The sequence below is a fragment of the Williamsia muralis genome, assembly GCF_002735905.1.
Lineage (GTDB): Bacteria > Actinomycetota > Actinomycetes > Mycobacteriales > Mycobacteriaceae > Williamsia > Williamsia muralis_A.
The window spans coordinates 759,157-785,722 of the sequence record NZ_PEBD01000008.1; the positions used below are offsets into that span (position 1 = coordinate 759,157).

A 26,566-nucleotide genomic window follows, 5' to 3' on the forward strand; every position below is an offset into this window, starting at 1 on the left:
GGTGTTCCGCGCCTCGTGCGGTCACTGGTCAGTGTTCGGTGCTGAATCCGGCTCGCAGTGAGTGTCTTTCGCGAGCCAGCTCGACCAGCCTGTCGATCAACGAGCTGTAGTCGAGCCCGGTGGCTTCCCATAGTTTGGGGTACATCGAGTGGGGCGTGAAGCCGGGAATGGTGTTGGCCTCGTTCAACAACCAGCCGCGACCTCCCTCTTCGAAGAAGAAGTCCACTCGGGCCATCCCCGAGCATCGGAGTGCGCGGAACGATTGCACCGCCAGCTCACGGACACGGTCGGCCTCGCCGGCGGGCAACTCAGCCGGAATCATCAGCGCCGCAGCACCGTTGATGTATTTGTCTTCGTAGTTGTAGAACTCGGCTCCCGGCCGCACCTCGCCCGGCACCGACGTCTCGGGCTCGTTGTTGCCCAGCACGGCCACTTCGATCTCGCGCCCGACAACACCTTCTTCGATCACCACGACTTCGTCGTAGCGCAGCGCCAGCTCCACCGCCACGATGAGTTCGGCCTCGTCATGGGCTTTCGAGATACCCACGGAGGAACCCAGATTCGCGGGTTTGACGAACATCGGGAATCCGAGTTCGGTGACCGCGCGATCCACCAGCGTGCTGTGGTCCGACGCGCCCACGCGGTACTCGATCCACCGACACTGAGGGATTCCGGCCTGCGCGGCAACTATTTTCGCCAACGCTTTGTCCATGCAGACCGCCGACCCGAGAACGCCCGCCCCGACGTAGGGGATCCCGGCCAGCTCCAACATCCCCTGAACGGTTCCGTCTTCGCCGTGGGGGCCGTGCAGCAACGGCAACACGACGACGGGTAGCCCATCCGGTGATGCGAGCAGTTCCGACAGCGGGTCGACTTCGGTGCCGGCGGGCTCGAGAGCATCCGGCAGCGAGACGTCGGGGTCTGACAGGGCCGCGATGGCCTTGTCATTGCGGAACCACGTGCCGTCCTTGGTGATGCCCACCGGCACCAGGTCGTACTTGGACCGGTCGGCCGCGGCGAGGACGTGCGCCGCGGTCACGCAGGACACATCGTGTTCGGCGGAGACGCCGCCGAACAACACGACCAGGCGCAGGCGATCGGAAAGTACGGGCGAAGACATGGCAGACACAATACGGGCCGGAAGAGGTGGCAAACGACGCCCAGGTACGGGATGGGTCGTGTGGAACCTCTGCGATGCCGGTAGCGTCGACGCGTGCGATTCAAGGCGAGTGATGTGGCAGCGGCGACCGGTGGACGTCTGATCGGACCCGACACGACCATCGACGGTGCGAGCATCGATTCACGCAGCGTGCGCCCCGACCAGCTGTTTGTGCCGATAGTCGCCGATCGCGACGGCCACGACTTCATCGACAAGGCGCGTGAGGCCGGGGTCACCACCTATCTGACCAGCCGGGGCGCCGAAGGTAGCGGTACGGCCATCGAGGTCCCCGACACCGCATTGGCCCTCGCCGACCTCGGACGTGCGGCCCGCGGGCGGCTGACCGGGCCCGTTGTAGGCGTCACCGGCTCGGTCGGGAAGACGTCCACCAAGGATCTGCTGGCGTCGGTGCTGGCCACGTCGTACGTCACCGCGGCGAACGAGCGTTCTTTCAACAATGAACTCGGCCTGCCATTGACCTTGCTGGGTGCACGCGACGACACCGAGGCCGTTGTGGTGGAGATGGGTGCACGCGGCGTCGGGCACATCGCGCTGCTGTGCGACATCGCGCGGCCCACGGTCGGAATCGTGACCAGGGTCGAAGGTGTGCACCTCGAACTCTTCGGTGACATCGAGTCGGTGGCCAGGGCGAAGGGCGAGTTGATCGAAGCACTGCCCGACGACGGTTTGGCCGTACTCAACAACGACCATCCGCTGGTGGTGGCCATGGCCGACCGCACGTCGGCCACCGTGTTGCGTTACGGGTTCACCCCCGACGCTGACGTCTACGCCGACAACATCTCGCTGGACGACGAACTGCGAGGCAGTTTCACCCTGCACAGCCCGTGGGGAAGTGCGGCCGTCACCCTCGGAGCCCGCGGGGAGCATCAGATCTCCAACGCGCTTGCGGCGGTGGCCGCTGCCGGCGGCATCGGCGTCCCGGTGGACAGGATCGCCGCAGGATTGGGACAGGCCGCGATCTCCGGCCTGCGTATGGAACTGACCCGCACCGAGGGTGGCGTGCTCATCCTCAACGACGCCTACAACGCCAACCCCACGTCCATGGCCGCAGCGCTCGATTCCCTGGCGACCCTGGCTGCCTCCCGTCGCGTCGCAGTGCTCGGGGTGATGGCCGAACTCGGTGAGTCGGCGCCTGCAGAACATGTGGCCATCACCGAGCGAGCGCGTGCACTCGGTGTGGAGGTGATCGCCGTCGATGCACCCGATTACGGTCCGGGTGCGCGGCATGTGGCGACCGTGGAGCGAGCGGTAGCCGCGTTGTCTGATCTCGCTGCGGGCGACGCGGTGCTCGTCAAAGGCAGTCGTGTCGCCGCACTGGAACGGGTAGCCGCGGCTTTGACCGCCGGCTGACGCCGCCGAGCCGAACCAGCCATGACCGACGCTTCGGCACCACGGACCGCGCCTGTCGGTCGAGTCGATTCCCTCACCGGGATACGTTCTCTCGCAGCGCTACTGGTGTGCGCAACCCACGCCGCGTTCTGGACCGGCAAGTACACCGACAACGTCGAGGGCTGGTTCTTCGCGCGGCTCGAGGTGGGCGTCGCGATCTTCTTCGTGCTCTCGGGATACCTGCTCTTCACCCCCTGGGTCACCGCGCTGCGCAAATCCGGAGCGGCCCCCGATGTCGGCCGCTACTTTTGGCACCGGGCCCGGCGCATTCTTCCGGCGTACTGGCTCACCGTGCTCGGCGTCTACCTCGTCTTCGTGTGGAAAGAGGACAACTCAACCCTCGGTCACGGAACCGAGGGCCTGGTCCGCAATCTGACCCTCACCCAGACCTACGGCTTCGGCTACCTCCATTCCGGCCTCACTCATATGTGGAGCCTCGCCACCGAAGTCGTCTTTTATCTGTTGCTGCCCGCTTTCGGGTGGGTGATCTCTCGACTGTGCGGTGGACGGTGGTGTCCGGGCGTGATGATCGGTGCAGTGATCGTGCTGATGCTGGTGTCGCCGGCCTGGGCGGTGGCCACTCACCACATCGACGGGCTCGACGTCACGGCTCGGTTGTGGGCGCCGGCGTTCCTGATCTGGTTCGCCGGCGGAATGCTGCTGGCGATCCTGGGCCAGCTGATGCGCAACTGGCATCCATTGCTGTCGGTACTGGTGGCGGTGCTCGCGTTCCAGTTGTCGTGCACGTCGCTCGCGGGCGAGCCGACCATCACCCCGAACTCCCTCTCGGCGACCATCGTGAAGTCGGTGCTGTACCTCGTCATCGCGGTCGGACTGATCGCGCCGCTGGCCATCGGCTCACGGGACCACTGGTGGAGCCGGGCGATGTCGCGGCCGGCAGTGGTGTGGTTCGGCGAGATCTCCTATGAGTTCTTCCTCGTCCATCTCATCGTGCTCGAACTGGTGATGGACATGCTCGGCTACCCGATCTTCTCCGGATCCGTGGTCGGGGTGTTCATCGTCACTGTGGTTCTGGCCACCCCCGTGGCCTGGGCGTTGCACCAGGTCACCGCCCCTTTGTGGCACAAGCGGAAGTCGGCGGTCGTGAGCGTCCGGTAATACTGGTTGAAAGCGCTTCACCGGGAGGTCACATGACCGACAGTTCTGCATTCACCGCCGACGGTGGTGCTGCCGCGGGTATCCGCCGTTGGTGTGACCACTCCAAGATTCCCGGCCGTCACCCCGATCTGTCGGACGCTGCCTCGATTCTGATCGCATCCGGCTTCCTTTCCGATTCGTCGCGAGCGGTGCTGGTGCGTCGTGCCACCGCCGGGATGCCGATCCCTGCGATCGGCGGTTTCGGCGACCTTCGCCGACTGCATCGCGAGCTGGACCAACTCGACGACTACCTGCGCAATCCCCGGATGCCCCGGGTCGGCGCGATGGTGCTGCGGTCGCGGATCATGACCCTCACCCGTCGGCGGGAGACCGCCCGAAATCTTGTCACCGCCTCCAAGCCGGTGTTCGCCGGCACCGTGCGCGGCATCCGCCGAGAGCGTCGCGAAGGTCTCTACCTCGACATCCCCGACCGCGAGAGGCTCTTCAACGCGCTGCTCTTCACCCCGACCCCCAACAGCCTTGATTCCGGTTATCTGCGCCGCGCAGGTGCGATGGCTGCCAACACTGCTGCCGGTGTGATCGGCCAGCTCACCGACGGGCGTTCGCGAGCAGGGCAATGGGTGGCGGAGAAGGCCGCGATCATCGAGGGACCCGACGACGACAGTTCGTCGTCGGCACGATTCGTCGACGGCTACGAAACGTTGCTCTACGTCGCCGGCAGTGCTTACGACCGAATCGTCCGGTCGCCGGTGTGGCGCAGCGACCACTTCTCGGTGCAGCGGACCCAGATCAATCTGCATGCCGAGCTGGCGGAGATCTCCGCCGACGTGATCAACCTCCGTACCGTACGGATCGAGTTGGACCGGGTACGTGTGGTCGCAGCATCCGATGAGCGCTTGGGTGAGCAGCTGCGTTCACGCGAGGCCGAGTTGCGTCCGGTGTGGTCGCAGTTGATCGCGCGGGTGGCCGCCCTCGCCGATGTCGCTGACGCGGTGGCTGCGGCGGCACACGAACTGCGGATCCTCGAGCAGGTCAACTACGCCGGCACCATCGACCATCGCATCGATCAGCTGATCGGCCGCTCCGGCGAGCGAGAGCTGTCGGCCGAGAACACCCGACGTCTCGGCGAGCAACTCGGAATGGGCCGCACACACCTTCGTGATTATCGGAACATATTGCAAGGCAACGTGACCGGCGTTCTCGGGCCGGCGTACGAAGAGCCGGTCCTGCCTGCGCCGAGCCGGGCCGCCACCAATCCGCGTCTTCGGAAAGAGACCGAGAGCTGAGACCCTCGGCCGCTCAACTGCGCGACCACTCCTGAAGGTACGACTTCTCGGTGTCCGACAGCCGTCGTAGTCGTTGCTTCTCGATGTCGACCACGGCCATCTGAGTGCTCGCAACGCAGGCGGGCTTGGAGTCCGGACTGGCGGCCGCTGACCTCACCTCGTAACCGATGGTGAAGTCGACTGATCGGAATCCCTTGATCCACATCGCAATTCGAAGTGGACTGTCGTCATGGCGCAGTTGGGCCTGATACCGGACCTCCACGGTGACGATCATGGCGCTCTTGATCAGCGGTGCGTACTGCTCGCCGACACTCAGCAGCCAGGCAACGCGTGCCTCCTCCATGAGGGTGATCATCCGGGCGTGATTGATGTGTCCGAACGCATCCATGTCCGACCAGCGCACCGGAACATCGGCGACGAATGCGAAATCGCCTGAATCCTCGCGCGTTTCGGTACCCATAGTTCATGTCCTCCATGTCGGTCGGCGCAGGCCGGCGGGCCGCCTGGCTGAGAGTAGTCGTCGCCGAAGGCGGCGAATATGTGAGGCTTCTGTCATTTCGTTGCCCTCAGTACTGACGCTGGGTAACCTTCGCGGGTCAAGAAGTCGGCTATCTGAAGGAGTGGTCCCGTGCCTCGCACCATGTCTGCGGTCCGCTTGTTCGGTGCATTGGCCACGTGCGGAGCGGTCCTGGCATCGACGTCCGTCACCGCCAACGCCATTCCGGTCGCTGGTGAGGCGACGATCGAGAAGGTCGTCAAAGTCGGCGATCAGCGTGAAGACCTGACCATCACATCACCGGCAATGGGCGGGGACGTCCACGTCACCGTGCTGCTGCCCCAAGACCGGTCGTCCTCGCGTGGCAGCCTGTACCTGCTCGACGGTGCGGGCAGCAAGTCGTCGACGGTCAGCGACTGGATCGAAAAAGGCAAGGCGGAGAAGTTCTTCGCCGACAAAGACGTCAACGTGGTCCTTCCCGCGGGGCGGGGTGCGTTCTACACCGACTGGCAGCGTCGGGATCCAGAGATGGGCAAGCCCAAGTGGGAGACGTTCCTGACCAAGGAACTGCCCCCGCTGATCGACGAGACCTACAACAGCAACGGCAACAACGCGGTCGCGGGGCTGTCGATGGGTGGCCAGTCGGCGTTCGCGCTCGCCACGCGTCATCCTTCGCTGTACACCGGCGTCGGATCGATGAGCGGCTGTCCGCCGGTGAGCGGCCCCATCAACGAGAGCTACGTCCGCGCGACCGTCGCCAAAGACGGTGGCGACGCAACCAACATGTGGGGACCGTGGGGTTCGCCCGGCTGGGCTGACCACGACCCATCCGGACGCCTCGATGCGCTGCGCGGCAAGCAGATCTACATATCGGCCGGCTCCGGAGTCCCCGGCCCACTCGACCGGCTAACTGTGCCCGACCCCGGGTTCACCCGGGACCAGGCCGTTGCCGTCGGTGGCTACCTGGAGATCGGCGCCTACCGGTGCTCGATCGAGTTCGCCGTACGAATGCGGGCCGCCGGTATCCCCGCCACCGAGAACTTCCAGGTGATCGGCACACATTCCTGGGCGTACTGGGCCGAGGACCTCAAGACGCTGTGGCCGGCCCTGTCGCCCGGCCTCTGACGAATCGGTGGTTCAGCCGGACGCGCGGTCGCGGGCGAAGGCGACGAACCGGTCGTTCTCCGCGGCATGCGTCACGGTGACGCGCACACCTTCGCCTGCGAACGGACGAATGATCACACCGGCGTCCATCGCCTCCTGAGCGAAACGTGTGGTGTCGTCGGCGAGGTCGATCCACACGAAGTTCGCCTGACTCGCCGGCACCTTGTAACCGGCGTCGCGAAGCTCGCTGGTCACCCGCTCGCGCTCGGCGACCACCGAATCGGTTCGGGCCAGGAGTTCGTCCTTGGCGTGCAGACTCGCGATGGCTGCCGATTGGGCCAGGGAATTGACGCTGAAGGGCACATGCACCTTGAGTAGCGCGTTGGTGACTGCCGGGTCGGCGATCGCATAACCGACCCGCAGTCCGGCCAGACCGTATGCCTTGGAGAACGTGCGCAGCACAACCAGGTTCTTGTAGCGGCGGTGGAGTTCGAGGGCGTCGTAGCGTTGGGCATCGGTGGGCCTGACGTACTCGTAGTAGGCCTCGTCGAGCGCCACGAGCACATCGGACGGGACCCGTTCCATGAAGTCGTGCAAGGCAGCTGAGTCGACGACGGTGCCGGTCGGGTTGTTCGGGTTGCAGATGAAGACCAGCCGGGTGCGGTCGGTGATGGCATCGGCCATCGCAGGCAGATCGTGCACCCGTCCTTCGGTCAGCGGCACCTGGACCGGTGTTGCACCGGCAACCCGGGTGGCCAACGGGTACGTCTCGAACGACCGCCACGCGAACAGCACCTCATCTCCAGGCCGGGTGGCAATGGTGATCAGGTTCTGGCAGAGCGTGACCGAGCCGCAACCGGTCTGGATGTTTTCGGGGGCCACATCCAAGTGCTTTGCCAGCTCGCTGGTCAGCTCCACCGCACCGTTGTCGGGGTAGCGGTTGACGCCGGCCGCAGCCTCGGCAATCGCGGCAGCGACACCCGGCAGCGGGCCGTCGGTGGTCTCGTTGCTCGCCAGTTTGAGAGCGCCGGGCACGTTCTTGCCGGGGACGTAGGCGGGGACATCGGCGAGATCGGGGCGGATATGCGGGGTCACCCCAACCAATCTAGGGGAGGCCCGGGATTGCTCCCACCAGGGCCTCTTGCGGCTTAGGGGGTGGCGCGACGAGGCGGTTTGCTCTGGCCGCTGCGGACTGTGTAACCTTTTGCTTCGGCAGTTCGAAAGGACTCCACCAGGAGGCGTGCCAGAGCGGCCGAATGGGACTCACTGCTAATGAGTTGTTCCGCTAAAACGGAACCGGAGGTTCAAATCCTCTCGCCTCCGCCAGAGCACCACTCTGACCACAACTGAACACAAGCACGCGCCCGTAGCTCAACGGATAGAGCACTTGACTACGGATCAAGAGGTTAGGGGTTCGAATCCCTTCGGGCGCACCAGAATACGGCCTGGACCTGCACATTCGTGCGGTCCGGGCCGTAAAACATCTCGATCAACTTCGTCCAACCCATCACTTTGCCCTCAAAGTGATGGGTGATTTCGGGTACGCGGCGGCCATATTGGAGCGGACTTCGCCTCGCAAGAGGTCCGCCAGCTCCAGGGCGGCGGGACGCCGCGATCTGTGTCGTGGACCTGTTGATGACCGGTCGGATCTCGGTTGTCGTCGTCGAGCCGCTTTGGATATTGAGGGTCCGTGCCTCAACTTGCCGCTCCGGCCCCGGTGGCAAAACGGGCTGCCCATCAGTCGCCTCGAATGTGGTTCCCATTCAACGAGGCGGTGGAAATGGCAGCTGTTCGCGACCTGGCGTCCAAGCCCCCGAAGGGCTCCGGCATGTGAAATTGTGCCGGTGGCTCGGTGTGGCTGAGCTCAGCCGGGATTGCGCATTCCGGTCGCGAGCCACCGGAAACCTGTAGTTCAGCTTCGAGCCGTTGGTCGGCAGGCTCGCGGAACGGGACACACCAAACCGCAAAATGGGGAGGCGGATCAGCCCCAGGTGTCTGAGAACAATTGCAGCGCTGTGATTCTTGCGATCTATGCACTTGCAGTCGGTATAAAGGTTCCGCGCTAAATCCAATCAGCGCAGCGACAGTGTGCGCAGCCTGCAGGAATGGCACCAACCGAGGTAAACAGGCTCGCGGAGCACGTGCGAAGGCGTCGCTGCCACAGGTGCCCAGGATTTGGGTGAAGTTCTGTGCGGCCGCACGGCTGGGTCGGCGGCCGTCCTCCCAGACCTCGACCGCGAGGGTCTCGCCTGGGCACACCACACCCGAGAACGATGCCGAGTAGTCGGCGACCGCGGTCACCTCGCCACCGAGAACCTCGTCGGAGATCGCGCTGCAGACCGAGCCGTAAGTGCACAGGCCGCGCAGGATCGGCCGGGAAAGCTGGCGCGAGAGCGGATTCGGGGCCCGAGTGCATTGGATTGCGGTCACCACACAGCCGGTACAGCAGCGCCTTTGGGTCCGCGTCGTGGATATACCAGCGCCCAGTGGTTTCCGTCGGGTCCCTGCGGCTCCCAGGCTGAACCCGACACCTTTGACGTCGTAGTCGTGGGGGCCCAACGGGTCCCCTTCGTGCGTGCGGGCAGCTGGAACGTGTCCTATCTGAATTAGAACACGTTCCAGAAATGTGATGCCGGCGGTGGGCTGACGGGTCGGGTGGATTCCGGTAGCGGAGCAGTGCTGCCCGCGCCGTCGACGGGCCTCCGGTGACCGTGTCTCGTCCAGCGGGAAAGGGTGTGGCGGGTGGGGTGGCTTACTGATTCGATCAGGTTCGAACGCACAACGGAGAACACGCCCTTCGCTCGAGGCGTACGGGACCAGTCGACAAAGGAGTTGCCATGTCTCCCTCAACCAATCAGATCCGCGACGCTGTTGCCGAGTACATAGCAAGAGTCAGCACTGGTACGTCGGCCGAGATCGCCGCCTTGTATGCAGAGGATGCGACGCTCGAGGATCCAATCGGTTCCGGGACAAATGTCGGCCGAGCGCAGATCGAGAAGTTCTACAGCGCGTTGGACTCCATCGATTCGACTGCGGAATTGCTGACCGTCCGGTCCGGCGGGTCGACCGCGGCCTTCCACTTCCGCGTCACCTCGCACCTGCCCAACCAGACGGTTGTCGTGGAGCCCATCGATGTGATGACGTTCGATGACGATCTCAAGATCACGAGCATGCGCGCGGTCTGGGCCCCCGAGGATGTCATCACGAGCTAGCGGTGACGATCCCCGCCGGTCCGTTGCACGCCGCGCCAGTGCCGACGCCAAATCACCCGGAAGGCAGTTTCGAATTGTCGAGTCCTGTTGGAACGCAGACCAGACCATGAACGCCGAGAGTATTCTCGCCGAGCGCGAGATCACCCGGCAGGTGGTTCGCTTCGCGCGAGCCATGGACGGCCGGAACTGGGATGAGCTTAGATCGATCATGCTGTCCGATGTGACCGCCGAGCTCGGGACCGGATCACTCCACGGGCCCGATGCCGTGGTCGACCTGATCCGTTCCTTCCTAGATCACTGCGGAGCGACCCAGCACCTCCTCGGAAACATAATCGTCGACGTCGACCTCGAGGCAGGGACCGCGACGAGCGCCGTCTACGTCTCCGACCTCCACCTCGGCACGGGTTCCCTGGAGGGGCAACCCTTTTTCACCCTCGGGGACTACCACGACCGGTGGGCGTTCACCGAGCGTGGTTGGCGGATGTCCCACCGCACGAAGGTAATGAGCGGTTTTCAGGGAAACATCGACGTCCTGAAGCCGCCCTCGGTGCGCGGACGATCGCTCACCGCCGAGCAGGAGTCGATCGCGATCACTGAGATGCATCAGCTCAAGGCCAAGTACTTCCGATTCATGGACACGAAGGACTGGAGGGCACTGGCCGAGCTGTTCACCGAGGGTGTGGTTGTGGACATGACCGAGGCCGGGGGCGAAGTCACCACCTCCAAGGGCGCCTATATCGAACTCTTGCGCTCGACACTCGACGGCGTCGCGACCGTACATCACGGCCACACTCCGGAGCTCGTGGTCGAGTCGGAATCGTCGGCGACGGGAGTTTGGGCCATGGAGGACATGCTGTGGTGGCCCGAGGGCGCGGCGATGAAGAGTCTGCACGGTTTCGGCCACTATTACGACAAGTATCGAAAGGTCGACGGCGCGTGGCGGATCGACGCAATGCGTCTGGCGCGTATACGCCAGGAGACCCGATAGGTGCGCCGACACGAACGGCGCCCAGATCAATGAATGCAACGAAGGGGCTTGTGCCATGACCGATCTCACGAATACTGTCGCCATCATCACTGGCGGGGCGCAAGGTATGGGGGCGGCCACATCGCGGCTGCTCCATGCGCGCGGAGCGCGCGTCGTGGTCGCTGACATCGCTGATGCGGCGGGTGAAACCCTCGTCGAAGAACTCGGAGACCGAGCGGTCTTCAGCCATCTCGACGTCGCCGACGAGGATCAGTGGCGCACGACGCTCGATCGGACGATCGACGCGTACGGTGGCGTGAACGCACTGGTGAACAACGCCGGAATCAACTATTTCTGCGGGGTGGAAGACATTGATGCGGGAAAGGCCCGGCGACTGCTGGACATCAATGTCCTTGGAGCAATCCTGGGGGTGAAGACCGTCGTTCCTCAGATCCGCGTCGCAGGGTCAGGGTCCATTGTGAACATTTCTTCGCTCGACGGCTTACGCGCGGTCAACGGAATGAGTGCCTATGTCGCGAGCAAGTGGGCGCTGCGGGGTCTGACCAAGGCTCAGGCATACGAGCTGGGCCCGTCGATTCGCGTGAACTCGGTGCATCCCGGCGGAATCGACACCGCTCTGGGCAACCCGATGGGGCAGTCCGGCGCCGGGCTCAACCAGTCGTACAGCCGGGTGCCGTTGCGCCGCATCGGTGAGCCGGCCGAGGTCGCCGAGGTGACCGCCTTCCTGGTGAGCGACGCGGCGTCCTATGTCACGGCGGCGGAGATCGCCGTGGACGGCGGCTGGTCGGCCGGGCACTACCATGTAGGGCTACCCGGAGGACCGAGCGCCGGATGACGTCCGCCCGGCGGGTGCCACGATAGGCGGTATGCAACCCGCGAGCTCACGACGGAAGGCGCGCCGCCGACGTGTAGACGATAGTGACAGCGAGGAGCCGCAGATGCCTTTGTCAGGTGGTGCGAGCCGAGTCCGAGCGATTGGATCAGCGGACAGGTTGCCGCATAAGAAGCGAGCGATGGTGCTGTCGACGTGTTTCCGCAGCGCGGAGAGTATCAACGCAAGACCCAGCGTGAGATCTCGGTGGTACTCTTGCGCGGAAGTCGCTGTAGCACAACAATTGCGGGCGTCGAGTGGGGGCCGTCGGTAGGATCGACGGCGGTAGGCTGCGGCCTTCGAGTCACGCCTGCCAGTCGTTGCGGACACGGCGTCGAATACTGTTTGCAGACAGAGAATCAAGCCGAAAGTCCTGCAAGGCTATGGCCGACTCGGATTACGAGGTCTCGGTCTCGGTCACGGAGTCGGGTCTGAGCCTGCTGCCGATTGCCTTGGTCCACTCCGACTCGGCTTACATCGTCCGTGCCATGTCGATCTTCGGTATCGCAATGGGTTTGGCCTTTCTAGTCTGGCCGAAGTCTCCCTGGCTGCGGTCCCGCCTGAGCAGACCGGCGGGCAGTGGGCTGAACGCGACACCGACAAATCGCACAATCAGCTTGTCTGACAGGGTGAGCGCGCCACTCCGACGCCCACCGTGGCCCCCATCAGTATTCGGCTCCGATTCACCCGGCGGCCCAGGCGGCCGGCGGTCGCAGCGGAGACCGTCCCGACCAAATACAGGACGAACACCAACCCACTACCGGCTCGGGAGCGAGAAGGACGGCTGTAGCAGGCGGTAGGACAGGAAGCTGTACAGCGCCATGAATGCACCAGAAAGAAGGTAACCCAGTCCGGTTGCTCAGTACTGACGACGCCCTCCCGGTCGGGGTCGACGGCTGCGCCGTAGGCGCCGTCGTTGTGGACTCTGGTCCTCGTCGTGTCGTCCCGAGCCGCCCGGTCAGCGCCCGAAGGTGGCGACCGCGTTGTCGATGACGACTCCCTGAGGTCCGGACACGACGAATCCGCCTGTCGGGGAATCGGTGACGTCAATACGCAGCTCGTCGCCCGGGAAGACCACCGACCGGAAGCGTCCCGAGAGCGAGGCCAGATCGGCGGGATGAGCGCCTCGGTGCCGCGCCAGTGCAACAACCGAGGTGGAGAGCGTGGCCAAGCCGTGTAGGATCGGCCGGTCCTGGCCGATCGCACGTGCGGCCACCGGGTCGATGTGGATCGCGTGACGATCCCCGCACAATCGGTAGAGTGCCGCTGCGTTCTCGGCGGTGCGCACCGAGGTAGCGGGTGAGACCGCTTCGGCTACAGCCACACCCGGTCCGCGCTCACCGCCGAAGCCGCCGCAACCCGGGGCGAAGATGGACCACACGGCGGTGAAGTAGACACAGCTGACGCTGACGTCGAAGATCGCCGCCGAACCCTTGTCCCAGACGTTGTGGACCCGTGCGGAAAGCGTCGCCCCACCCGCTGGTGGCAGCTCGCCGTGTACGACGAGATGCTGGGAGCCGTGGAGCGACGTCCCGACGGGGAACGCCCCCTGTGAGCCGAGCTCGTCTGGGGCCCACTGGCCGAGGGTGAGTCCGAAAGTCGGGAGCACGCGCAGCTCTCGCTCGTACACGAGGTCGAGATCATCGGCTCGCGCACCGACAGCCAATGCGAACAAGATTGCGTCGCGTTCGTCCCATTGCACTGTACGCGAGCCCAACTCGCGACCTATCCAATCGGCCGACGAGTGTGTAGAAATGGTCATCACGGTCCCTTTACATTGTCCTGGGGCTTTTACACGCCCACGGGTCTCGCCGATTTCTCAGAAGATCAGGAGCCGCACATTCTGAGCTACACAGGCTGGTTTATTTTCGCCCTCGATCTCGACCGTGTTGGTGATGATCAGCCGGACGCCCTTCGGTGTTTCTTCGACCGAGGTGAACGCCGCGTTCGCGCGGACACGAGCGCCCACTCTCACCGGGTTCGGAAGCCGCAGGCTGTTGATTCCGTAATTCAGTGTCAGCTTGGGACCTTCGATCGCGAAGATGCTTCCGGCTAGCGACGACAGCAACGACATGGTCAGATATCCGTGTGCAATGGTGGTCCCGAATGGGCCCGCCGCCGCCCATTCTGGATCGACATGCATCCAATGATGATCGCCGGTCGCGTTCGCGAACGCATCAATGTGTTGCTGTGAGATCTCCAGCCAGGCACTGGAACCGAGTTCTTCGCCGACGGTCGATCTCACCTCGTCAAGGCTGGTGAAAGTTCGCATGGACGGGTAACCCTTCCGATTTCGGGGTGTTGCTGGTCAGCTGTCAGCTTGATTCAAAGAGCGGTCATGGTGGGCCGGGCCTACCGGTCTCGGCAATGTCAGGGCCTAGAGCAGCAGCCCTGCAACGGCGACTGCGGCGATTATGAGATAGACCGTGGTGCATCCGGGAGAGTCTTAGAAGCTCGCGCCCTCGGATACCACGGCAATGTGAGGGTTGTTCAGTACCCCGAATACCACCACGGTGATGACGGCAGTAAACACTCCTTGATTCAGTCGACAATCCAGGGGCTCGCCAGGAATAAACGACTGTGGGTTGAATCCGACTGTCGTTGTCTGAGTGGGGAAGTGACGACACAGATTGGCCCTCGGCTTCGTCGGATGAGGAGAATGGCATCGCGCTGGAGTTCCAGTGCATTCGACCGCGGGGGACGCTCGGTGTCGAGCGACACTTCCGCTGACCGGGAACAACCCGTGTGTGATCGGCACGATCGTGGCTCCTCCTGGGCGGGCCTGGTGACGAATTCTAGTCTGCGAGAACGTATTTCGAGTTTATCCCAGTGACCGGGCGCACGGGCCGCGGCTAGCGTGCTCCGGGAATAGCCTCTGACGTATGGCAAACACATGGACAAGACAAGAACTCGAAGAGGCGTATCGGAGGTGGTTCGTCACCATCAACCGTGCGGGTTCGGGGGAGGGGAGCTGGCGGGACTTTCTCGACCTGTTCACCGACGATGTCGTCTATCACGAGCAGATGGCGGGGGAACTGAAGGGCAAGGAGGGGATCTGGGCGTGGGCTGAACCGAGCCTAGCGACGTTCCCGGGCTCGCACACCGAGAGCTTCCCCGAGTACTGGCACGTCATCGACGAGACCAACGGGACGATCGTGGCACGGTTAGACAACGTGATGAGCGATCCCGGTGACGGGAGTCGATTCGGAGCCCCGCACATCAGCGTCCTCACCTACGCGGGGGACGGGAAGTTCTCGCAACAGCAGGATGTCTACGACGTCACGAGCTTCCTCGATCTGATCAAGGCCTGGGGTCGGCGGGCGATGGAACTCGGCACCTTCGACGACGAGCAGCGAGCGTGGTTCGCGCAGGTGTACCCCGAGACCGTCCCTGACTGAACGGCTTCGGACGACGCAGGGCGGCGTTCGGCGTCCACTGAATGGGAAGCCCTCAACCGCCCCGCCGCCGAGCACCTAATGTTCGTCTCGTGCGCGTCCCTGTGACCCAGTTCACGGCCCGGCATCGCCGGGCGGGGCACGAGCGACGCGAATCGAATGTCGCGAGCAGTCGGCAGCGGCGGGAACGGACCACGCCGTGGCGGCCTGTGCCAAGCGGATGCTCGCAAAGGCTCTCGCACAACAGTTGTCAACAGTTCGTCCCACGGAAGGGTTCACACCGATGACCAATCCCGTCGATACCGTAGCCGCGGCCGTTGCCGCCGCGGACGCGCCCACCTTCGAGGCCCGCAAGATCTCGACCGGGTACTCGTGGCCGGAATGCCCGCGCTGGCACGACGGTGCCTTCTGGTTCTCGGACATGTACACCGGGACGCTCAAGACCCTCGATGCCGAGGGCAACGCGACCGTGGTCGTCGACGCCAACGGACGGGCCGCGAACACCGACGTCCCCATCGTCCTGGGCGGGTTCGGATGGCTACCGGACGGACGCCTCATCGTTAACTCGATGCACGAACAGAAGGTTCTCGTCCATGGCGGCAACGGGCCGGACGATCTCACCGAGCACGCCGACGTCAGCGAGTTCGCGATCAAGGCCGTCAACGACATGGTGGTCGACGCCGAGGGCCGTGCCTACATCACCCAACTCGGCTTCGACATCTTCCAGGGGGAGGCCCCGATCACCTCGTCGCTGATAGTCGTCGAGCCCGACGGCACCGTCTCGAAGCCCGCGGGTGTCCCGGAGATGAACTGCGGCAACGGTATAGCGATCAGCGCTGACGGTACCAAGCTCTTCGTGGCAGAGGTGATGGCGCAGAAGATCACCGTGATCGATCGCGCCGTCGACGGAACGCTCTCGAATGCGCGGGATTTCGCCACCTGTCCGTTCATGCCGGACGGCATCGGCCTTGACGAGGAAGGCGGGGTCTGGGCAGCCATGCCAGGTGGGGGGTACGTCGCTCGGTTCACCGCGGACGGTCTGACGGACGCGGTTCCGATGCCGCTCGAAGGGGGCATCGCATCCGCCTGCCTGCTCGGCGGACCCGATCGCAGCACGCTCTACATGACGGTCGGCTACGAGGTCTTCGACTTCGAGAAGTCCGCACGTGAAGCGCTCGGCGGAATCTTTGTCGCCGACGTCAAGAACCACGGCGGCCAGACGCGCCCCTGACCCGCCCCTGCAGGGTCACCATCACCTCCAACCGCACACCTCATCGTTTCGACCCATTTCAAGGACGACAAATGACAGCACAACTCGACTTCACCGATCGCGTCGTGATCGTGACCGGCGCGGGCCGCGGCATCGGCCGCGCACATGCGCTCCTACTGGCCTCGCGCGGCGCCGCGGTCGTGGTCGGCGACCTCGGTTCGACCACCGACGGCTCGGGAGTGGAATCAGGTGACCCGGCCGCCGATGTCGTCGCGGAAATAGCCGCTGCCGGCGGCAAGGCAGTCGCGGTCAACTCGGACATCACCACCGACGAGGGCGCAACGGCGCTCGTTGACGCGGCGATCTCGAACTTCGGCCGACTCGACGCCGTGATCAACAACGCAGGAATCGTGCGGGCGGCGCCGTTCCGTGATGTGTCCGACGAGGAGTACCAGCGCCACCTCGACGTGCACTACCTCGGACCTATGCGGCTGCTGCGCGCCGCGTGGCCGCATCTGCTCGTGTCACCGGCCCCGCGCGTGGTCAACACGATCTCGCAGGCGATGCTGGGCAACCCTGGCATGTCGCATTACGGCGGGTCGAAGGGCGCGCTGTTCGGTCTCACGCGCAATCTCGCGCTCGAGGGCCTCGAAGCGGGCGTCAAGGTTAATGCCATTGCCCCCGGGGCAGGTACCCGGATGGCCGAGGCCGCCGCCGACACGCTCTCGCCGGAAATCATGGAGTACATGCGTACTCAGCTGCTCCCGGAGCACGTCGCCCCGGTTGCCGCGTTTCTGGTGCACCCGTCGTGCGAGGCGACCGGCGAGGTGTTCAACGTGGCCGGCGGCATCGTGAACCGGCTCGCCCTAGTGAACACGGTGGGCATCCACGATCCCTCCCTCACGGTCGAGACCGTTGCCGAGCAGTGGGAGCAGATCATGGCCGTCACCCCCGACGCGATCCCGCAGGTGGTCGCGCCCGCCCAGATGCCGGTTTCTTGACCGTCCGAACAGCCCCGATTTCTGGAGTAACGACATGAGCACAACCGAAGCCACCCCGACGAGTACCGAGTATCCGTTCGTCGCCGTCCCGCCGAACGAGGCCGCTGCGCGGTATCGGGCGATCGCCGCCGATCGTCCGATGACCAAGATGACGATGCCCTACGGCGGTGACGTCTGGGTCATCCACCGCAACGCAGCCGCCCGCGAGATGCTCGGTGACGGACGGTTCGTCCGCAAGCCGTTTCGTACCGGCGAGCGGGTGGTCCCGTACTTCGTCGAGTTTCCCGACTTCCTGAAGTCGACCCTTCAGTTCGAGGACCCGCCCCACCACACCAAGTTGCGAAAGCTGGTGCAGCGCTCCATCTCCCCGAAGCGGGTTAAGGCCATGCGGGATTCGGCAGTCGAGTATGCCAACCAGCTGATCGACTCGATGATCGACTCGAGGGGCGAGAACCTCGATCCCGTCAACCTCGTCTCTGAATACGCTGTCGCGCTACCGATTCAGATGATCTCCAACCTGCTTGGGGTGCCCCCGGAGGACCGGGCGAAGTTCCAGAAGTGGAGTTCGGCGAGTTTGTCCACCTCGAACATGTCCGAGGACGAGGTCACCGCGAACATGACCGAGCTCTTCGGCTACATCTTCGAGCTCATCGAGAAGCGTCGCCGTGATCCCCAGGAGGATCTGATCAGCGATCTGGCCAATGCCCGAGATAAGGACGATAGCCTCACCGACGGCGAGATACTGCCGATTGCCATGCTTTTGGTGATCGCCGGATTCGACAACACCGCGAACTTCATCTGCTTGGGTGTACTGACGTTGTTGCGTAACCCCGATCAGCTCAAGGTCTTCTTGGGTGACCCGGACGGTCTGGCACCCACGACCGTCGAAGAGGTGCTTCGTTTTGGTCGCTTTGCAATCGACGACAAAATAGCTGGGGGGAGCGGCTTGGTGCCGTTTGTTGCCACCGAGGATGTAGAGATCGACGGGCATCTCATCGCCGAAGGTGAGGCCGTGCTGGTCGACCCGGCATCCACCAATCACGATGGAATCGTGATCGAGAGTGACGCGGAGCCCTTCGACGTCACCCGTCCCAACAATCCGCATCTGACCCTGAGTTACGGACTACACCACTGCCTTGGCGCGCCGCTGGCACGCATGGAGATGCAGGTGGGTCTCGCCGAACTGTTCAAGCGCTTTCCGGACTTGAGACTTGCCGGCGAGGTCGTCGTCGACGAAACCAACCTCACGCAGCCGGTCACCAACCTCCCTGTCTCCTGGTAGGGGAACCTCGTGCCCAAGGTGTTCTACACACAATCAGACGGCGCCGAGAAGATCATCGACGCAGCGGTTGGTGACTCGGTGATGGCCACAGCAGTTCGTCACGGCATCACCGGGATCGTCGGGCAGTGCGGCGGGACGCTGTCGTGCGCAACCTGTCACGTCTATCTCGACCCGGCCGAGATGGACAACTTCGCCGCACCGGGTGAGGACGAGGACGACATGCTCGAGTGCACGGCCTCCGACCGGGAGGACAACTCGCGACTTTCCTGTCAGCTCATCCTGTCCGAGGGTGTCGATGTCCATGTCACCATTCCGGACGAGCAGGTCTGACGTGACCGTGGGACCCGACCACCTCACCGGTTCTGAGGCGCCGGCCCCGCGCAGTGTCGGGGTGGTCGGCGCCTCGCACGCCGCGGTCCACCTCGCCGACCGGCTGCGCGCGATCGGGTATACCGGTGACCTCACGCTGATCTCGCACGAGACTCACCTTCCGTACCAGCGACCGCCGCTGTCCAAGGCGATGCTCAAGGGGGAGGCCTCTGCGGACTCGGTGCTGCTGCGCGACCCCGCCTACTACAGGGACAACGGCATCGAGCTGCGCATCGGGACGGACGTCACCGGGGTCACGCGCACCGACGGGCGGTACACGCTCGAGATGATTCGCGAGAACTGTACGGAGACAATGTCAGTCGATCGACTGGTCCTGGCGACCGGGGCGCGCGCACGAACCCTTGATCTGCCGGGGGCGGACCATCCCGACGTCCTGGTGCTCCGCGAGATGGACGACGCGCATCGCCTCCTCGCGCGAGTGGCACGGGGGCCGGTTGCGGTGATCGGCGGAGGTTTCATCGGCCTCGAGGTCGCCGCCACCGCACGCGGACTCGGTGCCGACGTCACGGTGATCGAGGCAGGCGATCGTCTGCTCGCACGGGCGGTCGGTCCGTCGACGGCCGAGACCCTGCTCTCCGCTCACCGGGCAATGGCGACCGACGTCGAACTGGGCGCCGTGCCGGCCGAGATCGTCGCCGACGGCGAACGTCTCGTCAGGGTTCGCCTCGACGACGGGCGGCTGGTTCCAGCCGCAACGGTTCTGGTCGGCGTAGGCGCGAGTCCGCGTACTGAGCTCGCCGACCAGCTCGGTCTGGACACCGATGGCGGTGTCGTGGTCGACGGCAACTGCGTCGCGTCGGACGGAGAGACACTCGCCATCGGCGACTGCACCATCCATGTCTCAGAGAGCGGTCGGCGATTCCGACTGGAATCGGTCGACAACGCCACCGAACAGGCAGTCGCCGCGGCGAGCGTGATCGCCGGCACAGAGGTCCCGCGACGCGGAACGCCATGGTTCTGGTCGGATCAGGGCGATCAGAAACTGCAGATCGTGGGACTCATCGGCGGGCACACATCGGTGCTCGTCCGGATCGATCCCGAACGACCGCGTCGCCGCGTCGCACTGTACTTCGCCGACGACGTGCTGGTCGCGGCTGAGTGTCTGAACTCGCCCGCCGATTTTGTCGCTCTCCGGTCTGCCCTTGCTCGGGGAGCCCGTCCGTCCGCAGCGATACTGGCCGACACGTCAGTACCCCTGAAGAAGCTGCTGGCGCCGGTTCGAGCCTGACCCGCGTGGGACGCGGATCTTCCGATGTAGCCGATTCGCCTCCCGGCGTCAGGATGTCTGGGAGGCGAATCGCGCGGCGACCAGTGCGCCGACTTCGGCCATCGCCAGGCGCGCCCGTGCCACCGACGCGGTCTGCATCGCAAATCCATGTCCGACACCGGGATACCGCAGCTGCGCGACCTGGACTCCCGCATCGCGCAGCCGATCGCCGTACAGCTCGACGCTGTCGCGGATCGGGTCCCCCTGTCCGACCGCGATGATCGCCGGCGGTAGACCGGCCAGATTCTTGGCGATGGCCGGCGTGCCGTATTCGTCGTCGAGGGACGGGTCCTCACCCAGGTACATGTTCTTCATCCAGTCGATGTCCTCGGCGGTGAGGAACACGCTGTCACCGAACTCGCGCATGGACGCGGTGTCGTCGCGGCGTGCGATACCCGGGTAGAACATCACCTGTTGGGCGATCCGCGGGCCACCGAGGTTTCGGCTGCGTAGCGCGGTGGACGCGGCGAGCCCGCCTCCGGCGCTGTCGCCGCCGACCCCGATGCGCGACGGGTCCACGCCGAGATTCTCCGCGCGGCGGTGCGTCCATTCGAGTGCGGCGAACGCGTCGTCATTGCCTGCGGGATAACGGTTTTCGGGGGCGAGGCGATAGTCGACGTTGATCAGGACGGCGCCGGTGGCGTCGGCCACATCGCGCGCGAGCCGGTCGAAGGAGTCGAGCGAACCCATGATCATGCCGCCGCCGTGATACCAGACGAGCGCGGGCGCGCCGACGGCCGGCGTGACGTGGGGGCGATAGATTCGCAACGGAATTGGCCCGTGTGGGCCGTCGGCTGACGCGTCCTCGACCGACGCCATATCTGCGCCCGGCGGCCGCACAATGGACTCGAGCATCTCCCGGGTCTTCTCGACGCCGCGCTGCCAGGATGCCTTGGCGCCGGCCGCGATAAGCCGGTCGACGATCTCGGCAACATCCGGATCCCAGGGTGGACCGGCGTCGTGCGGCGTACTGGCGGTCATCTTGGTGTCACCTCGGTCGTGTCGTGTAGTGCTGTGCCCAGCGACTGCGCGGGCTCGGGTTCGGTCGTCGACGGGGCGTCACTGTTCCGGTCGCTCGTCCATGGATCTCGGTGTCGTCGTGCCCAGCATCACGCCTGTGCTCGTCTCGCCGCCCTTGCGGTGGACATTCATCAGCTCGATGAGTCGGTTGTTGTCGCCGGCGACGAGTGCGTCGACCATGTCGTCGTGCTCGTCGCACACCTTGCGGCGTACGCCCGGGTCGTACAGATAGGCGGCGTGATAAGGCATGGCCAGGTTCCAGAGCCGCCGCAGCTCCGCGACCACCAGGGACAAGGGCGACCGTTCGAAGACGGCGAAGTGGAACCTCTGGTTGCGCAGACGCATCTCGAGGATGTCGGCGGCCTCCGCCGCTTCCTCTACGAGATCGCGGAGCTTTCGAATCTCGTCGAGCGCGGCATTGTCGAGTCTCGGTAGCACGGCGAGGACCTCTCGCTCGAAAGCGGCTCGCATGAGGTAGATTTGGTCGAACTCCGACTGGTTGAGCCTTGCAACGGTGTAGCCGACATTGTGCTCGTGCTGAACGAGTCCCTCGGAAGTGAGCTGGCGGAGCCCCTCGCGAACCGGTACTCGGCTGACGCCGAGGCGTTCGGCCATCAGCTCCTGCCGGATCGGGTGTCCGGGAAGGAGTTCGCCGGTGACGATCATCCGCTCGAGTTCGACGACCACGCGCGTCGCCGCGCGGGACACCGCGGGCTTGCCCGAACCGTCGCCCATCAAACCTCCCCTGTCATGCGTCGCCGAACACTCCCGCCATGCGGAGCGACGCGACCCGTTCGGGGTCGTACCCTATGGCCACGAGAACCCCGGTCGTGTGCGCGCCCCGAGGCGCGGCCGGGCGGGGCTTCCGATGCGACGAGCTGCTCAGCGAGATCGGCACGCCGACACCACGATAGTCCCCGGTCTCGAGGAACAGGCCGCGGTGCCGGACCTGCGGCGAGGTCAGCGCCTCGTCGATGGTGTTCACCGAACTTGCGGGCACCCCGGCGGCCTCGAGGCGGGCGGCGAGGTCTGCGCGATCGTGCTCGGCGATGCGCTCACCCAACGTCGCGGCGAGAAGCTCGCGGTGGGCGTAACGGTCCTTGTTCGAGGCGAAGCGCGGATCGTCGGCGAGGTGCGCGATGCCGAGTGTCTCGACCAGCGACCGGAACTGGCGATCGTTGGCGGCGCTGACGAAGAAGTCGCCGTCGCGCGCGGGAAAGACCTGATACGGCGTGACCGTGGGATGAAAGTCCCCGGTGCGTTGTGGGACCCGACCGCTCGCGACCCAGTTCGCAGCATGCGGATGGAGGATCGAGATGACCGAGTCGAGCAGTGTCATGTCGATCAGTTGTCCGCGCCCACTGCGTTCTCGCTCGAGGAGGGCGAGCAGGATGCCGCTCACCGCCATGTTCGCCGCCACGATGTCCACGATGGGGACTCCGACGCGCAGCGGGCTGCCGTCGGGGTAGCCGTTGATACTCATCAGACCGCCGAACGACTGGAGTACCGCATCGTAGCCGGGTAGGCCGCCCATCGGTCCGTCCACCCCGAAGCCGGTGATGCGGCAATACACCAAACCGGGATGCCGTGCGGCGAGGGCCGTCTCGTAATCAAAGCCCCAGCGGGCCATGGTGCCCGCCTTGAAGTTCTCGATCACCACGTCGGCTCCTGCGAGAAGGTCGGCAAGGACCGCGCGTCCCTCGTCGGTCCGCAGATCCAGGCAGATGTTCTCTTTGCTGTGATTCAGGCTGTTGTAGTAGGCGCTGCTGGTGTCGTCGTCGACGAACGGCGGTCCCCAGCCCCGGGTCTCGTCGCCGCTCGGGGCCTCGACCTTGATCACCTCGGCGCCGTGGTCGGCGAGGGTCTGTGCGCAGTAGGGCCCGGCGAGCACCCGGCTCAGATCGAGCACCCGGACGCCGGTCAGTACGCCGTTGCCCTCAGCGGTGTCGGCGGCCCTCCACGCGGCGCGCGGGTCGACTGTCGTCCCCGGCTCGGGTGCGGTGTCGTTGCCGCCGGAGATGGTCGTGCTCACTGCGAAATCCGTTCTGTTGACGAGGGTTTGGCGTGGCCGTCGTCTGGTGCGGCCGCGGTGCCAGATGGCGGCGCGGTGCCGGTGATGAGGTCCCATGGATCGGACCCGGCATCCAGGACGTCCGAGGCGATCACGTCCGCCCACTCTCGCTCGGCGCCGTAGCGATCGCGCCACGCCCACAACGCCGTGGTCGAGCGTCCGAGCGGATGCTCGGAGGTGAAGCCGATGGCACCGTGGATCTGATGACCCGCCGCAGCGACCTCGTGGCTGTAGAGCGACGTGACGACTTTCGCTGCCGCAGTGGCACTTCGCGCGGATTGCGGAGCACTCGACGCCGCTGCGGCAGCCCGGCGGGACGCGATCTCCATCATTGTCGTCGACGCGGCCATCGAAGCGAGTCGTTGCTGGATCGCCTGGAACTTGGTCAGTGGCCTGCCGAACTGGGTCCGCTCGGAGGCGTACTGCACGGTCCGGTCGCGGACCGTGCCGGCGGCCGCCGCCATCGCGGCGGCGTAGATGAGCGCACCGCGCTGTCGCACCTCGGCGGCAGTGACCGGGCAGTTCGCAGTGGTCGCCGGGACGTAGTCCAGGGTGACGCTGCCGATCGATGCGCCGAGGAGGTCGCGGCCCGCGGTCACCGACACGCCGTCGTGGTCCAGCGAGATGGTCGCCACGCGGGCGCCGGAGTTCTCGCTCTCGGGAAGAAGAATCACGAGCATCGATGCCGCGGACACATGCACGACGTCGCGGACAATACCGCTCACGCGCAGTGGCTCGACGGAATCGTCGACGACGAGTCCGGCGTCGGCCACGCCGATCGTCGCGGTGCCCTGGCCGAGATCCTGTCCGGCCGTTCCGGACACCCACGCGGCGAGCATCGCATGTTCGATGAACGGTACGAGTGCGCCGCTCCCGATCACTGTGGACAGCACCGCGATCGCGTCGGAGGTGTCGCATCCGTGGCCGCCGGCTTCGGCCGGGACGTCCACCGAGGTGAAGCCCGCCTCGACGAGCGCAGCCCAGAGTGCGTCCGACACCCCCCGGGCGGGGGTCTCGGTGTCGATGTCGATGCGATCTAGCATCGAGCGGGTCGCCGCGGTCAACTCGTTGGCCAGGTCGCTCATCGAATCCCCAATCCGCGCGCGACGATCCCGCGCAAGATCTCGTTCGTTCCGCCCCGCAGGGTGAAAGCCGGTGTGTGTAGCACACTTTGCGCGAGCAGACGCTCGATTGGAGTGCCGCCGTCGCGGCGAGCCACGGTTCCGGAGGAGCTCCGGATCGCGTTGACCAGGTCGCCCTCGAAGGTGGAGCCGAGGTCCTTGACCATCGCCGCGAGGACGTCCGGTTTGCCGCCCGCGGACAGCTCGTCGGCCACCTGCAGCGACATTCCGCGCAGTGCCCACGCCACCGCGGTGAGCGTCCCGAGTGTCGTGCGTTGCTCGGGTGTCGCGCCGTGTGCACGCAATTCGCCCGCCCAGGCGCGGAGTAGAGGCATCGTGCTCAGGTAGCGCTCCGGGCCGGAACGCTCGAAAGCGAGTTCGCCCATGACCTGGGCCCAGCCCTGGCCGCGTTCGCCGAGCAGCGCCGACCTGTCGACAACCGCGTCGTGGAAGATGACCTCGTTGAAATGCGCTTGTCCGTCGATGCTCCGGATGGGCCGGATCTCGATGTTCGGGTGGGGGAGGTCGACAACGAGCTGGGACAATCCCTGTTGTCGGTCATCGGGGACGCCGTCGGTGCGTGCCAGCAGGACCATCGCGTGTGCGAGGTGGGCGCCGGTGGTCCAGACTTTGGTGCCGCTGATCGTCCACGTGTCACCATTGTCGATGGCGCGCGTGCGAACGGCAGCCAGGTCGGAGCCGGCGTCCGGCTCACTCATGCCGATGGCGAAAAAGGTTGTGCCGGACGCGATCCCGGGCAGGTATCGTCGCTTCTGCTCGTCGGTTCCGTTCGCAAGGATCCCCGGTGCCATCTGGCGGTCGGCGATCCAGTGGGCGGCCACGGGGGCGCCGTGCGCGAGCAGCTCCTCGGTGACGACGAAACGTTCGACCGGCGTGCGGCCGTGGCCGCCGTACTCGGTCGGCATGGTCATACCGACCCACCCACGCTCGCCCAGACGGCTACTGAAACCGGGATCGAATCCGGTCATCCAGCTGTCGACATCGGGCACGATGCCGCCCCTGTCGATCTCGTCGCGGAGGAATGCGCGAACATCGGCCCGAAGTGATTCGAGCTCGTCGGCGGTCACCGATTGCCGCGGCGAGGAGGTGGTCGTCACTGCTTTGGGCCCCGCGACGACCAAGCCTGCTGCCCCTTACGGGACATCGACCACATCTGCACGCCGCGTTCGATCTCCAGGGCAGACGACCAGCTGACCGCCGGCGGACCGAGTTCGAGTCGGGCGCTGGTCATGATCCGGCGCGTCAGCTCAGGATCACGTGCGGCCGGGCCGGTCAGCCCGTCGACGAGTGCGGGCAGTTCTTCGGCGGGGACAGCAGCGTGTGCGAGACCCTTCGCGACCGCCTCGGTGCCGGTGAGGCTCTGTCCGCAGGCGGCCATGGCAATCGTCGTCGACCAGCCCACTGCCCGCCCGAGCAGGGACAGATGACCGCCACCGGGATGGATGCTGCGCGCGAGGAATCCACTGTCGAGGATCGCGTCCGGGGTGGTGACGAGAATGTCGGTGGCCATGGCCAGATTCAGTCCGGCACCGACTGCGCCGCCCACCACCACGGAGATGGTCGGCACGGGCAGCGACCCGACCCGTACGAACGCGCCGTAGACGGCCGAGGTACGTGAGACCGCCTCTGGCGACGCCGGATCGGACGACGAGGTCGCCAGATCGCGGGTGTCGGCGCCGCTGCAGAAGTACTGGCCCGCGGCGTCTACGACCACGGCTCCGATCGTCGGATCGCCGATCACCCAGTCGCAGAAATCGTCGAACGCCGCTGCCATCGAGAGACTGATGGCGTTCTTGCGGCGCGGATTGTTCAGGGTCAAGCGCGCGACGCCGTCCGCGAAAGTGGTTATGACAGAGGGCTGTTCAGGGTCGTCGATGGTCTCGGAGGTGGCTGGCCGGGAAGTCATGACGCCGACTCTACAAGATTGGATACAAAAAGACATCCAATATGTCGTGACCATTTCCCATCCGACCGCTGAATGGGACGGCGGCGGTCAGATGTTGCATGCGTCACTAGTGTCTCGGTTCGAGCACGACGCGTGTGCGCCTTCCGCCACCCGCGCCCAGGCCGGACGACGACGGGAAGTGCAATGACGTGTAGATCTCAGGCCGGCGCTGCGTCCGTTGCCGAGTTTGGTCCGAAA

The 26,566-nt window shown here is 65.3% G+C and carries 24 protein-coding genes, 2 tRNA genes and 1 pseudogene; 15 read left to right on the top strand and 12 right to left on the bottom strand.

The window, feature by feature from the left end; genetic code table 11:
• Positions 1-28: 28 nt before the first annotated feature.
• Positions 29-1,120 carry a D-alanine--D-alanine ligase family protein gene (locus tag CSW57_RS12620; RefSeq protein WP_099383046.1) on the bottom strand — a complete coding sequence of 364 codons (1,092 nt, stop codon included), beginning with the start codon at positions 1,118-1,120 and terminating at the stop codon, positions 29-31.
• A gap of 93 nt (positions 1,121-1,213) precedes the next feature.
• Between CSW57_RS12620 and CSW57_RS12625 the strand changes: the two genes are divergently transcribed.
• From CSW57_RS12625 to CSW57_RS12635, 3 genes are read left to right on the top strand one after another with little or no spacing between them, the layout of a single operon-like run.
• Positions 1,214-2,530, top strand: coding sequence for a UDP-N-acetylmuramoyl-tripeptide--D-alanyl-D-alanine ligase (locus CSW57_RS12625; protein WP_099383047.1), 1,317 nt, complete (start codon positions 1,214-1,216; stop codon positions 2,528-2,530).
• A gap of 21 nt (positions 2,531-2,551) precedes the next feature.
• On the top strand, positions 2,552-3,688 hold the full coding sequence (locus CSW57_RS12630; protein ID WP_099383048.1) for an acyltransferase family protein: 1,137 nt from the start codon (positions 2,552-2,554) through the stop codon (positions 3,686-3,688).
• Positions 3,689-3,720: 32 nt separating this feature from the next.
• Complete coding sequence (locus CSW57_RS12635) at positions 3,721-4,974, top strand: hypothetical protein (RefSeq protein WP_223249218.1); 1,254 nt, start codon at positions 3,721-3,723, stop codon at positions 4,972-4,974.
• Between the two features lie 13 nt (positions 4,975-4,987).
• On the opposite strand, the gene CSW57_RS12640 is transcribed toward CSW57_RS12635, so the two are convergent.
• Positions 4,988-5,434 (bottom strand): acyl-CoA thioesterase, encoded by a 447-nt coding sequence (locus tag CSW57_RS12640; protein WP_099383049.1) that lies wholly within the window; start codon positions 5,432-5,434, stop codon positions 4,988-4,990.
• Between the two features lie 180 nt (positions 5,435-5,614).
• On the opposite strand from CSW57_RS12640, the gene CSW57_RS12645 reads away from it, so the two are divergent.
• Positions 5,615-6,595 carry an alpha/beta hydrolase gene (locus CSW57_RS12645; protein ID WP_099383050.1) on the top strand — a complete coding sequence of 327 codons (981 nt, stop codon included), beginning with the start codon at positions 5,615-5,617 and terminating at the stop codon, positions 6,593-6,595.
• A gap of 12 nt (positions 6,596-6,607) precedes the next feature.
• On the opposite strand, the gene hisC is transcribed toward CSW57_RS12645, so the two are convergent.
• Positions 6,608-7,669: a histidinol-phosphate transaminase gene (gene hisC, locus CSW57_RS12650; RefSeq protein ID WP_099383051.1), complete on the bottom strand. Its 1,062-nt coding sequence runs from the start codon at positions 7,667-7,669 to the stop codon at positions 6,608-6,610.
• A 139-nt stretch (positions 7,670-7,808) separates the two neighbouring features.
• On the opposite strand from hisC, the gene CSW57_RS12655 reads away from it, so the two are divergent.
• Positions 7,809-7,900 (top strand) — tRNA-Ser (locus CSW57_RS12655).
• 34 nt (positions 7,901-7,934) lie between these two features.
• Positions 7,935-8,010, top strand: a tRNA-Arg gene (locus CSW57_RS12660).
• A 772-nt stretch (positions 8,011-8,782) separates the two neighbouring features.
• Here CSW57_RS12660 and CSW57_RS24715 read toward each other — a convergent pair.
• Positions 8,783-9,029: pseudogene (locus CSW57_RS24715) on the bottom strand (MaoC/PaaZ C-terminal domain-containing protein); the annotation flags it as partial.
• Positions 9,030-9,411: 382 nt separating this feature from the next.
• Between CSW57_RS24715 and CSW57_RS12670 the strand changes: the two are divergent.
• The 3 genes from CSW57_RS12670 to CSW57_RS12680 all read left to right on the top strand — a co-directional run bounded on the left by CSW57_RS12670 (position 9,412) and on the right by CSW57_RS12680 (position 11,609).
• Positions 9,412-9,786, top strand: a complete 375-nt coding sequence (locus CSW57_RS12670; protein WP_099383052.1) for a nuclear transport factor 2 family protein — start codon at positions 9,412-9,414, stop codon at positions 9,784-9,786.
• Between the two features lie 106 nt (positions 9,787-9,892).
• A complete protein-coding gene (locus tag CSW57_RS12675) occupies positions 9,893-10,774 on the top strand; it encodes a nuclear transport factor 2 family protein (protein ID WP_099383053.1) in 882 nt (293 codons plus the stop codon).
• Between the two features lie 55 nt (positions 10,775-10,829).
• Positions 10,830-11,609, top strand: a complete 780-nt coding sequence (locus tag CSW57_RS12680; protein ID WP_099383054.1) for an SDR family NAD(P)-dependent oxidoreductase — start codon at positions 10,830-10,832, stop codon at positions 11,607-11,609.
• Between the two features lie 994 nt (positions 11,610-12,603).
• On the opposite strand, the gene CSW57_RS12685 is transcribed toward CSW57_RS12680, so the two are convergent.
• Both CSW57_RS12685 and CSW57_RS12690 read right to left on the bottom strand, forming a co-directional pair.
• The gene (locus tag CSW57_RS12685; RefSeq protein ID WP_099383055.1) at positions 12,604-13,407 is read right to left on the bottom strand and encodes a MaoC/PaaZ C-terminal domain-containing protein; all 804 of its coding nucleotides are present in this window, start codon (positions 13,405-13,407) and stop codon (positions 12,604-12,606) included.
• A gap of 57 nt (positions 13,408-13,464) precedes the next feature.
• Entirely contained in the window at positions 13,465-13,917 is a 453-nt protein-coding gene (locus CSW57_RS12690; RefSeq protein WP_099383056.1) for a MaoC family dehydratase, read from the bottom strand.
• Positions 13,918-14,527: 610 nt separating this feature from the next.
• Here CSW57_RS12690 and CSW57_RS12695 point away from each other — a divergent pair.
• The 6 genes from CSW57_RS12695 (at position 14,528) to CSW57_RS12720 (ending at position 20,151) form a co-directional block, all read left to right on the top strand.
• Positions 14,528-15,043 carry a nuclear transport factor 2 family protein gene (locus tag CSW57_RS12695; RefSeq protein WP_099383057.1) on the top strand — a complete coding sequence of 172 codons (516 nt, stop codon included), beginning with the start codon at positions 14,528-14,530 and terminating at the stop codon, positions 15,041-15,043.
• Positions 15,044-15,323: 280 nt separating this feature from the next.
• The gene (locus CSW57_RS12700) at positions 15,324-16,271 is read left to right on the top strand and encodes an SMP-30/gluconolactonase/LRE family protein (protein ID WP_099383372.1); all 948 of its coding nucleotides are present in this window, start codon (positions 15,324-15,326) and stop codon (positions 16,269-16,271) included.
• 71 nt (positions 16,272-16,342) lie between these two features.
• Complete coding sequence (locus CSW57_RS12705) at positions 16,343-17,251, top strand: SDR family NAD(P)-dependent oxidoreductase (protein ID WP_099383058.1); 909 nt, start codon at positions 16,343-16,345, stop codon at positions 17,249-17,251.
• Positions 17,252-17,285: 34 nt separating this feature from the next.
• Positions 17,286-18,533, top strand: a complete 1,248-nt coding sequence (locus CSW57_RS12710; RefSeq protein WP_099383059.1) for a cytochrome P450 — start codon at positions 17,286-17,288, stop codon at positions 18,531-18,533.
• Positions 18,534-18,542: 9 nt separating this feature from the next.
• Positions 18,543-18,863, top strand: coding sequence for a 2Fe-2S iron-sulfur cluster-binding protein (locus CSW57_RS12715; RefSeq protein ID WP_099383060.1), 321 nt, complete (start codon positions 18,543-18,545; stop codon positions 18,861-18,863).
• A gap of 1 nt (position 18,864) precedes the next feature.
• On the top strand, positions 18,865-20,151 hold the full coding sequence (locus tag CSW57_RS12720) for an NAD(P)/FAD-dependent oxidoreductase (protein ID WP_223249220.1): 1,287 nt from the start codon (positions 18,865-18,867) through the stop codon (positions 20,149-20,151).
• 48 nt (positions 20,152-20,199) lie between these two features.
• Here the strand turns inward: CSW57_RS12720 and CSW57_RS12725 are convergent, their stop codons facing one another.
• The 6 genes from CSW57_RS12725 to CSW57_RS12750 all read right to left on the bottom strand — a co-directional run bounded on the left by CSW57_RS12725 (position 20,200) and on the right by CSW57_RS12750 (position 26,329).
• Positions 20,200-21,171: an alpha/beta hydrolase gene (locus CSW57_RS12725; RefSeq protein ID WP_099383062.1), complete on the bottom strand. Its 972-nt coding sequence runs from the start codon at positions 21,169-21,171 to the stop codon at positions 20,200-20,202.
• 78 nt (positions 21,172-21,249) lie between these two features.
• On the bottom strand, positions 21,250-21,945 hold the full coding sequence (locus CSW57_RS12730) for a GntR family transcriptional regulator (protein WP_099383063.1): 696 nt from the start codon (positions 21,943-21,945) through the stop codon (positions 21,250-21,252).
• A 13-nt stretch (positions 21,946-21,958) separates the two neighbouring features.
• Positions 21,959-23,242 (bottom strand): CaiB/BaiF CoA transferase family protein, encoded by a 1,284-nt coding sequence (locus CSW57_RS12735; RefSeq protein ID WP_223249221.1) that lies wholly within the window; start codon positions 23,240-23,242, stop codon positions 21,959-21,961.
• Positions 23,239-24,366, bottom strand: a complete 1,128-nt coding sequence (locus tag CSW57_RS12740) for an acyl-CoA dehydrogenase family protein (protein ID WP_099383065.1) — start codon at positions 24,364-24,366, stop codon at positions 23,239-23,241. Before CSW57_RS12740 ends, CSW57_RS12735 begins: the two co-directional genes overlap by 4 nt.
• A complete protein-coding gene (locus CSW57_RS12745) occupies positions 24,363-25,520 on the bottom strand; it encodes an acyl-CoA dehydrogenase family protein (RefSeq protein WP_099383066.1) in 1,158 nt (385 codons plus the stop codon). The genes CSW57_RS12740 and CSW57_RS12745 overlap by 4 nt, the downstream gene beginning before the upstream one ends.
• Entirely contained in the window at positions 25,517-26,329 is an 813-nt protein-coding gene (locus CSW57_RS12750; RefSeq protein WP_099383067.1) for an enoyl-CoA hydratase-related protein, read from the bottom strand. Before CSW57_RS12750 ends, CSW57_RS12745 begins: the two co-directional genes overlap by 4 nt.
• Positions 26,330-26,566: the final 237 nt, after the last annotated feature.

What these genes read in the sequence shown, in the direction of transcription:
- CSW57_RS12670 (WP_099383052.1), top strand. Translation starts at nt 9,412, where the DNA reads ATGTCTCCCTCAACCAATCAGATCCGCGACGCTGTTGCCGAGTACATA.
- CSW57_RS12750 (WP_099383067.1), bottom strand. Translation starts at nt 26,329, where the DNA reads ATGACTTCCCGGCCAGCCACCTCCGAGACCATCGACGACCCTGAACAG.
- CSW57_RS12690 (WP_099383056.1), bottom strand. Translation starts at nt 13,917, where the DNA reads ATGCGAACTTTCACCAGCCTTGACGAGGTGAGATCGACCGTCGGCGAA.
- CSW57_RS12635 (WP_223249218.1), top strand. Translation starts at nt 3,721, where the DNA reads ATGACCGACAGTTCTGCATTCACCGCCGACGGTGGTGCTGCCGCGGGT.
- CSW57_RS12630 (WP_099383048.1), top strand. Translation starts at nt 2,552, where the DNA reads ATGACCGACGCTTCGGCACCACGGACCGCGCCTGTCGGTCGAGTCGAT.
- CSW57_RS12620 (WP_099383046.1), bottom strand. Translation starts at nt 1,120, where the DNA reads ATGTCTTCGCCCGTACTTTCCGATCGCCTGCGCCTGGTCGTGTTGTTC.
- CSW57_RS12740 (WP_099383065.1), bottom strand. Translation starts at nt 24,366, where the DNA reads ATGAGCGACCTGGCCAACGAGTTGACCGCGGCGACCCGCTCGATGCTA.
- CSW57_RS12730 (WP_099383063.1), bottom strand. Translation starts at nt 21,945, where the DNA reads ATGGGCGACGGTTCGGGCAAGCCCGCGGTGTCCCGCGCGGCGACGCGC.
- CSW57_RS12695 (WP_099383057.1), top strand. Translation starts at nt 14,528, where the DNA reads ATGGCAAACACATGGACAAGACAAGAACTCGAAGAGGCGTATCGGAGG.
- CSW57_RS12645 (WP_099383050.1), top strand. Translation starts at nt 5,615, where the DNA reads ATGTCTGCGGTCCGCTTGTTCGGTGCATTGGCCACGTGCGGAGCGGTC.
- CSW57_RS12725 (WP_099383062.1), bottom strand. Translation starts at nt 21,171, where the DNA reads ATGACCGCCAGTACGCCGCACGACGCCGGTCCACCCTGGGATCCGGAT.
- CSW57_RS12685 (WP_099383055.1), bottom strand. Translation starts at nt 13,407, where the DNA reads ATGACCATTTCTACACACTCGTCGGCCGATTGGATAGGTCGCGAGTTG.
- CSW57_RS12705 (WP_099383058.1), top strand. Translation starts at nt 16,343, where the DNA reads ATGACAGCACAACTCGACTTCACCGATCGCGTCGTGATCGTGACCGGC.
- CSW57_RS12700 (WP_099383372.1), top strand. Translation starts at nt 15,324, where the DNA reads ATGACCAATCCCGTCGATACCGTAGCCGCGGCCGTTGCCGCCGCGGAC.
- CSW57_RS12640 (WP_099383049.1), bottom strand. Translation starts at nt 5,434, where the DNA reads ATGGGTACCGAAACGCGCGAGGATTCAGGCGATTTCGCATTCGTCGCC.
- CSW57_RS12675 (WP_099383053.1), top strand. Translation starts at nt 9,893, where the DNA reads ATGAACGCCGAGAGTATTCTCGCCGAGCGCGAGATCACCCGGCAGGTG.
- CSW57_RS12680 (WP_099383054.1), top strand. Translation starts at nt 10,830, where the DNA reads ATGACCGATCTCACGAATACTGTCGCCATCATCACTGGCGGGGCGCAA.
- CSW57_RS12710 (WP_099383059.1), top strand. Translation starts at nt 17,286, where the DNA reads ATGAGCACAACCGAAGCCACCCCGACGAGTACCGAGTATCCGTTCGTC.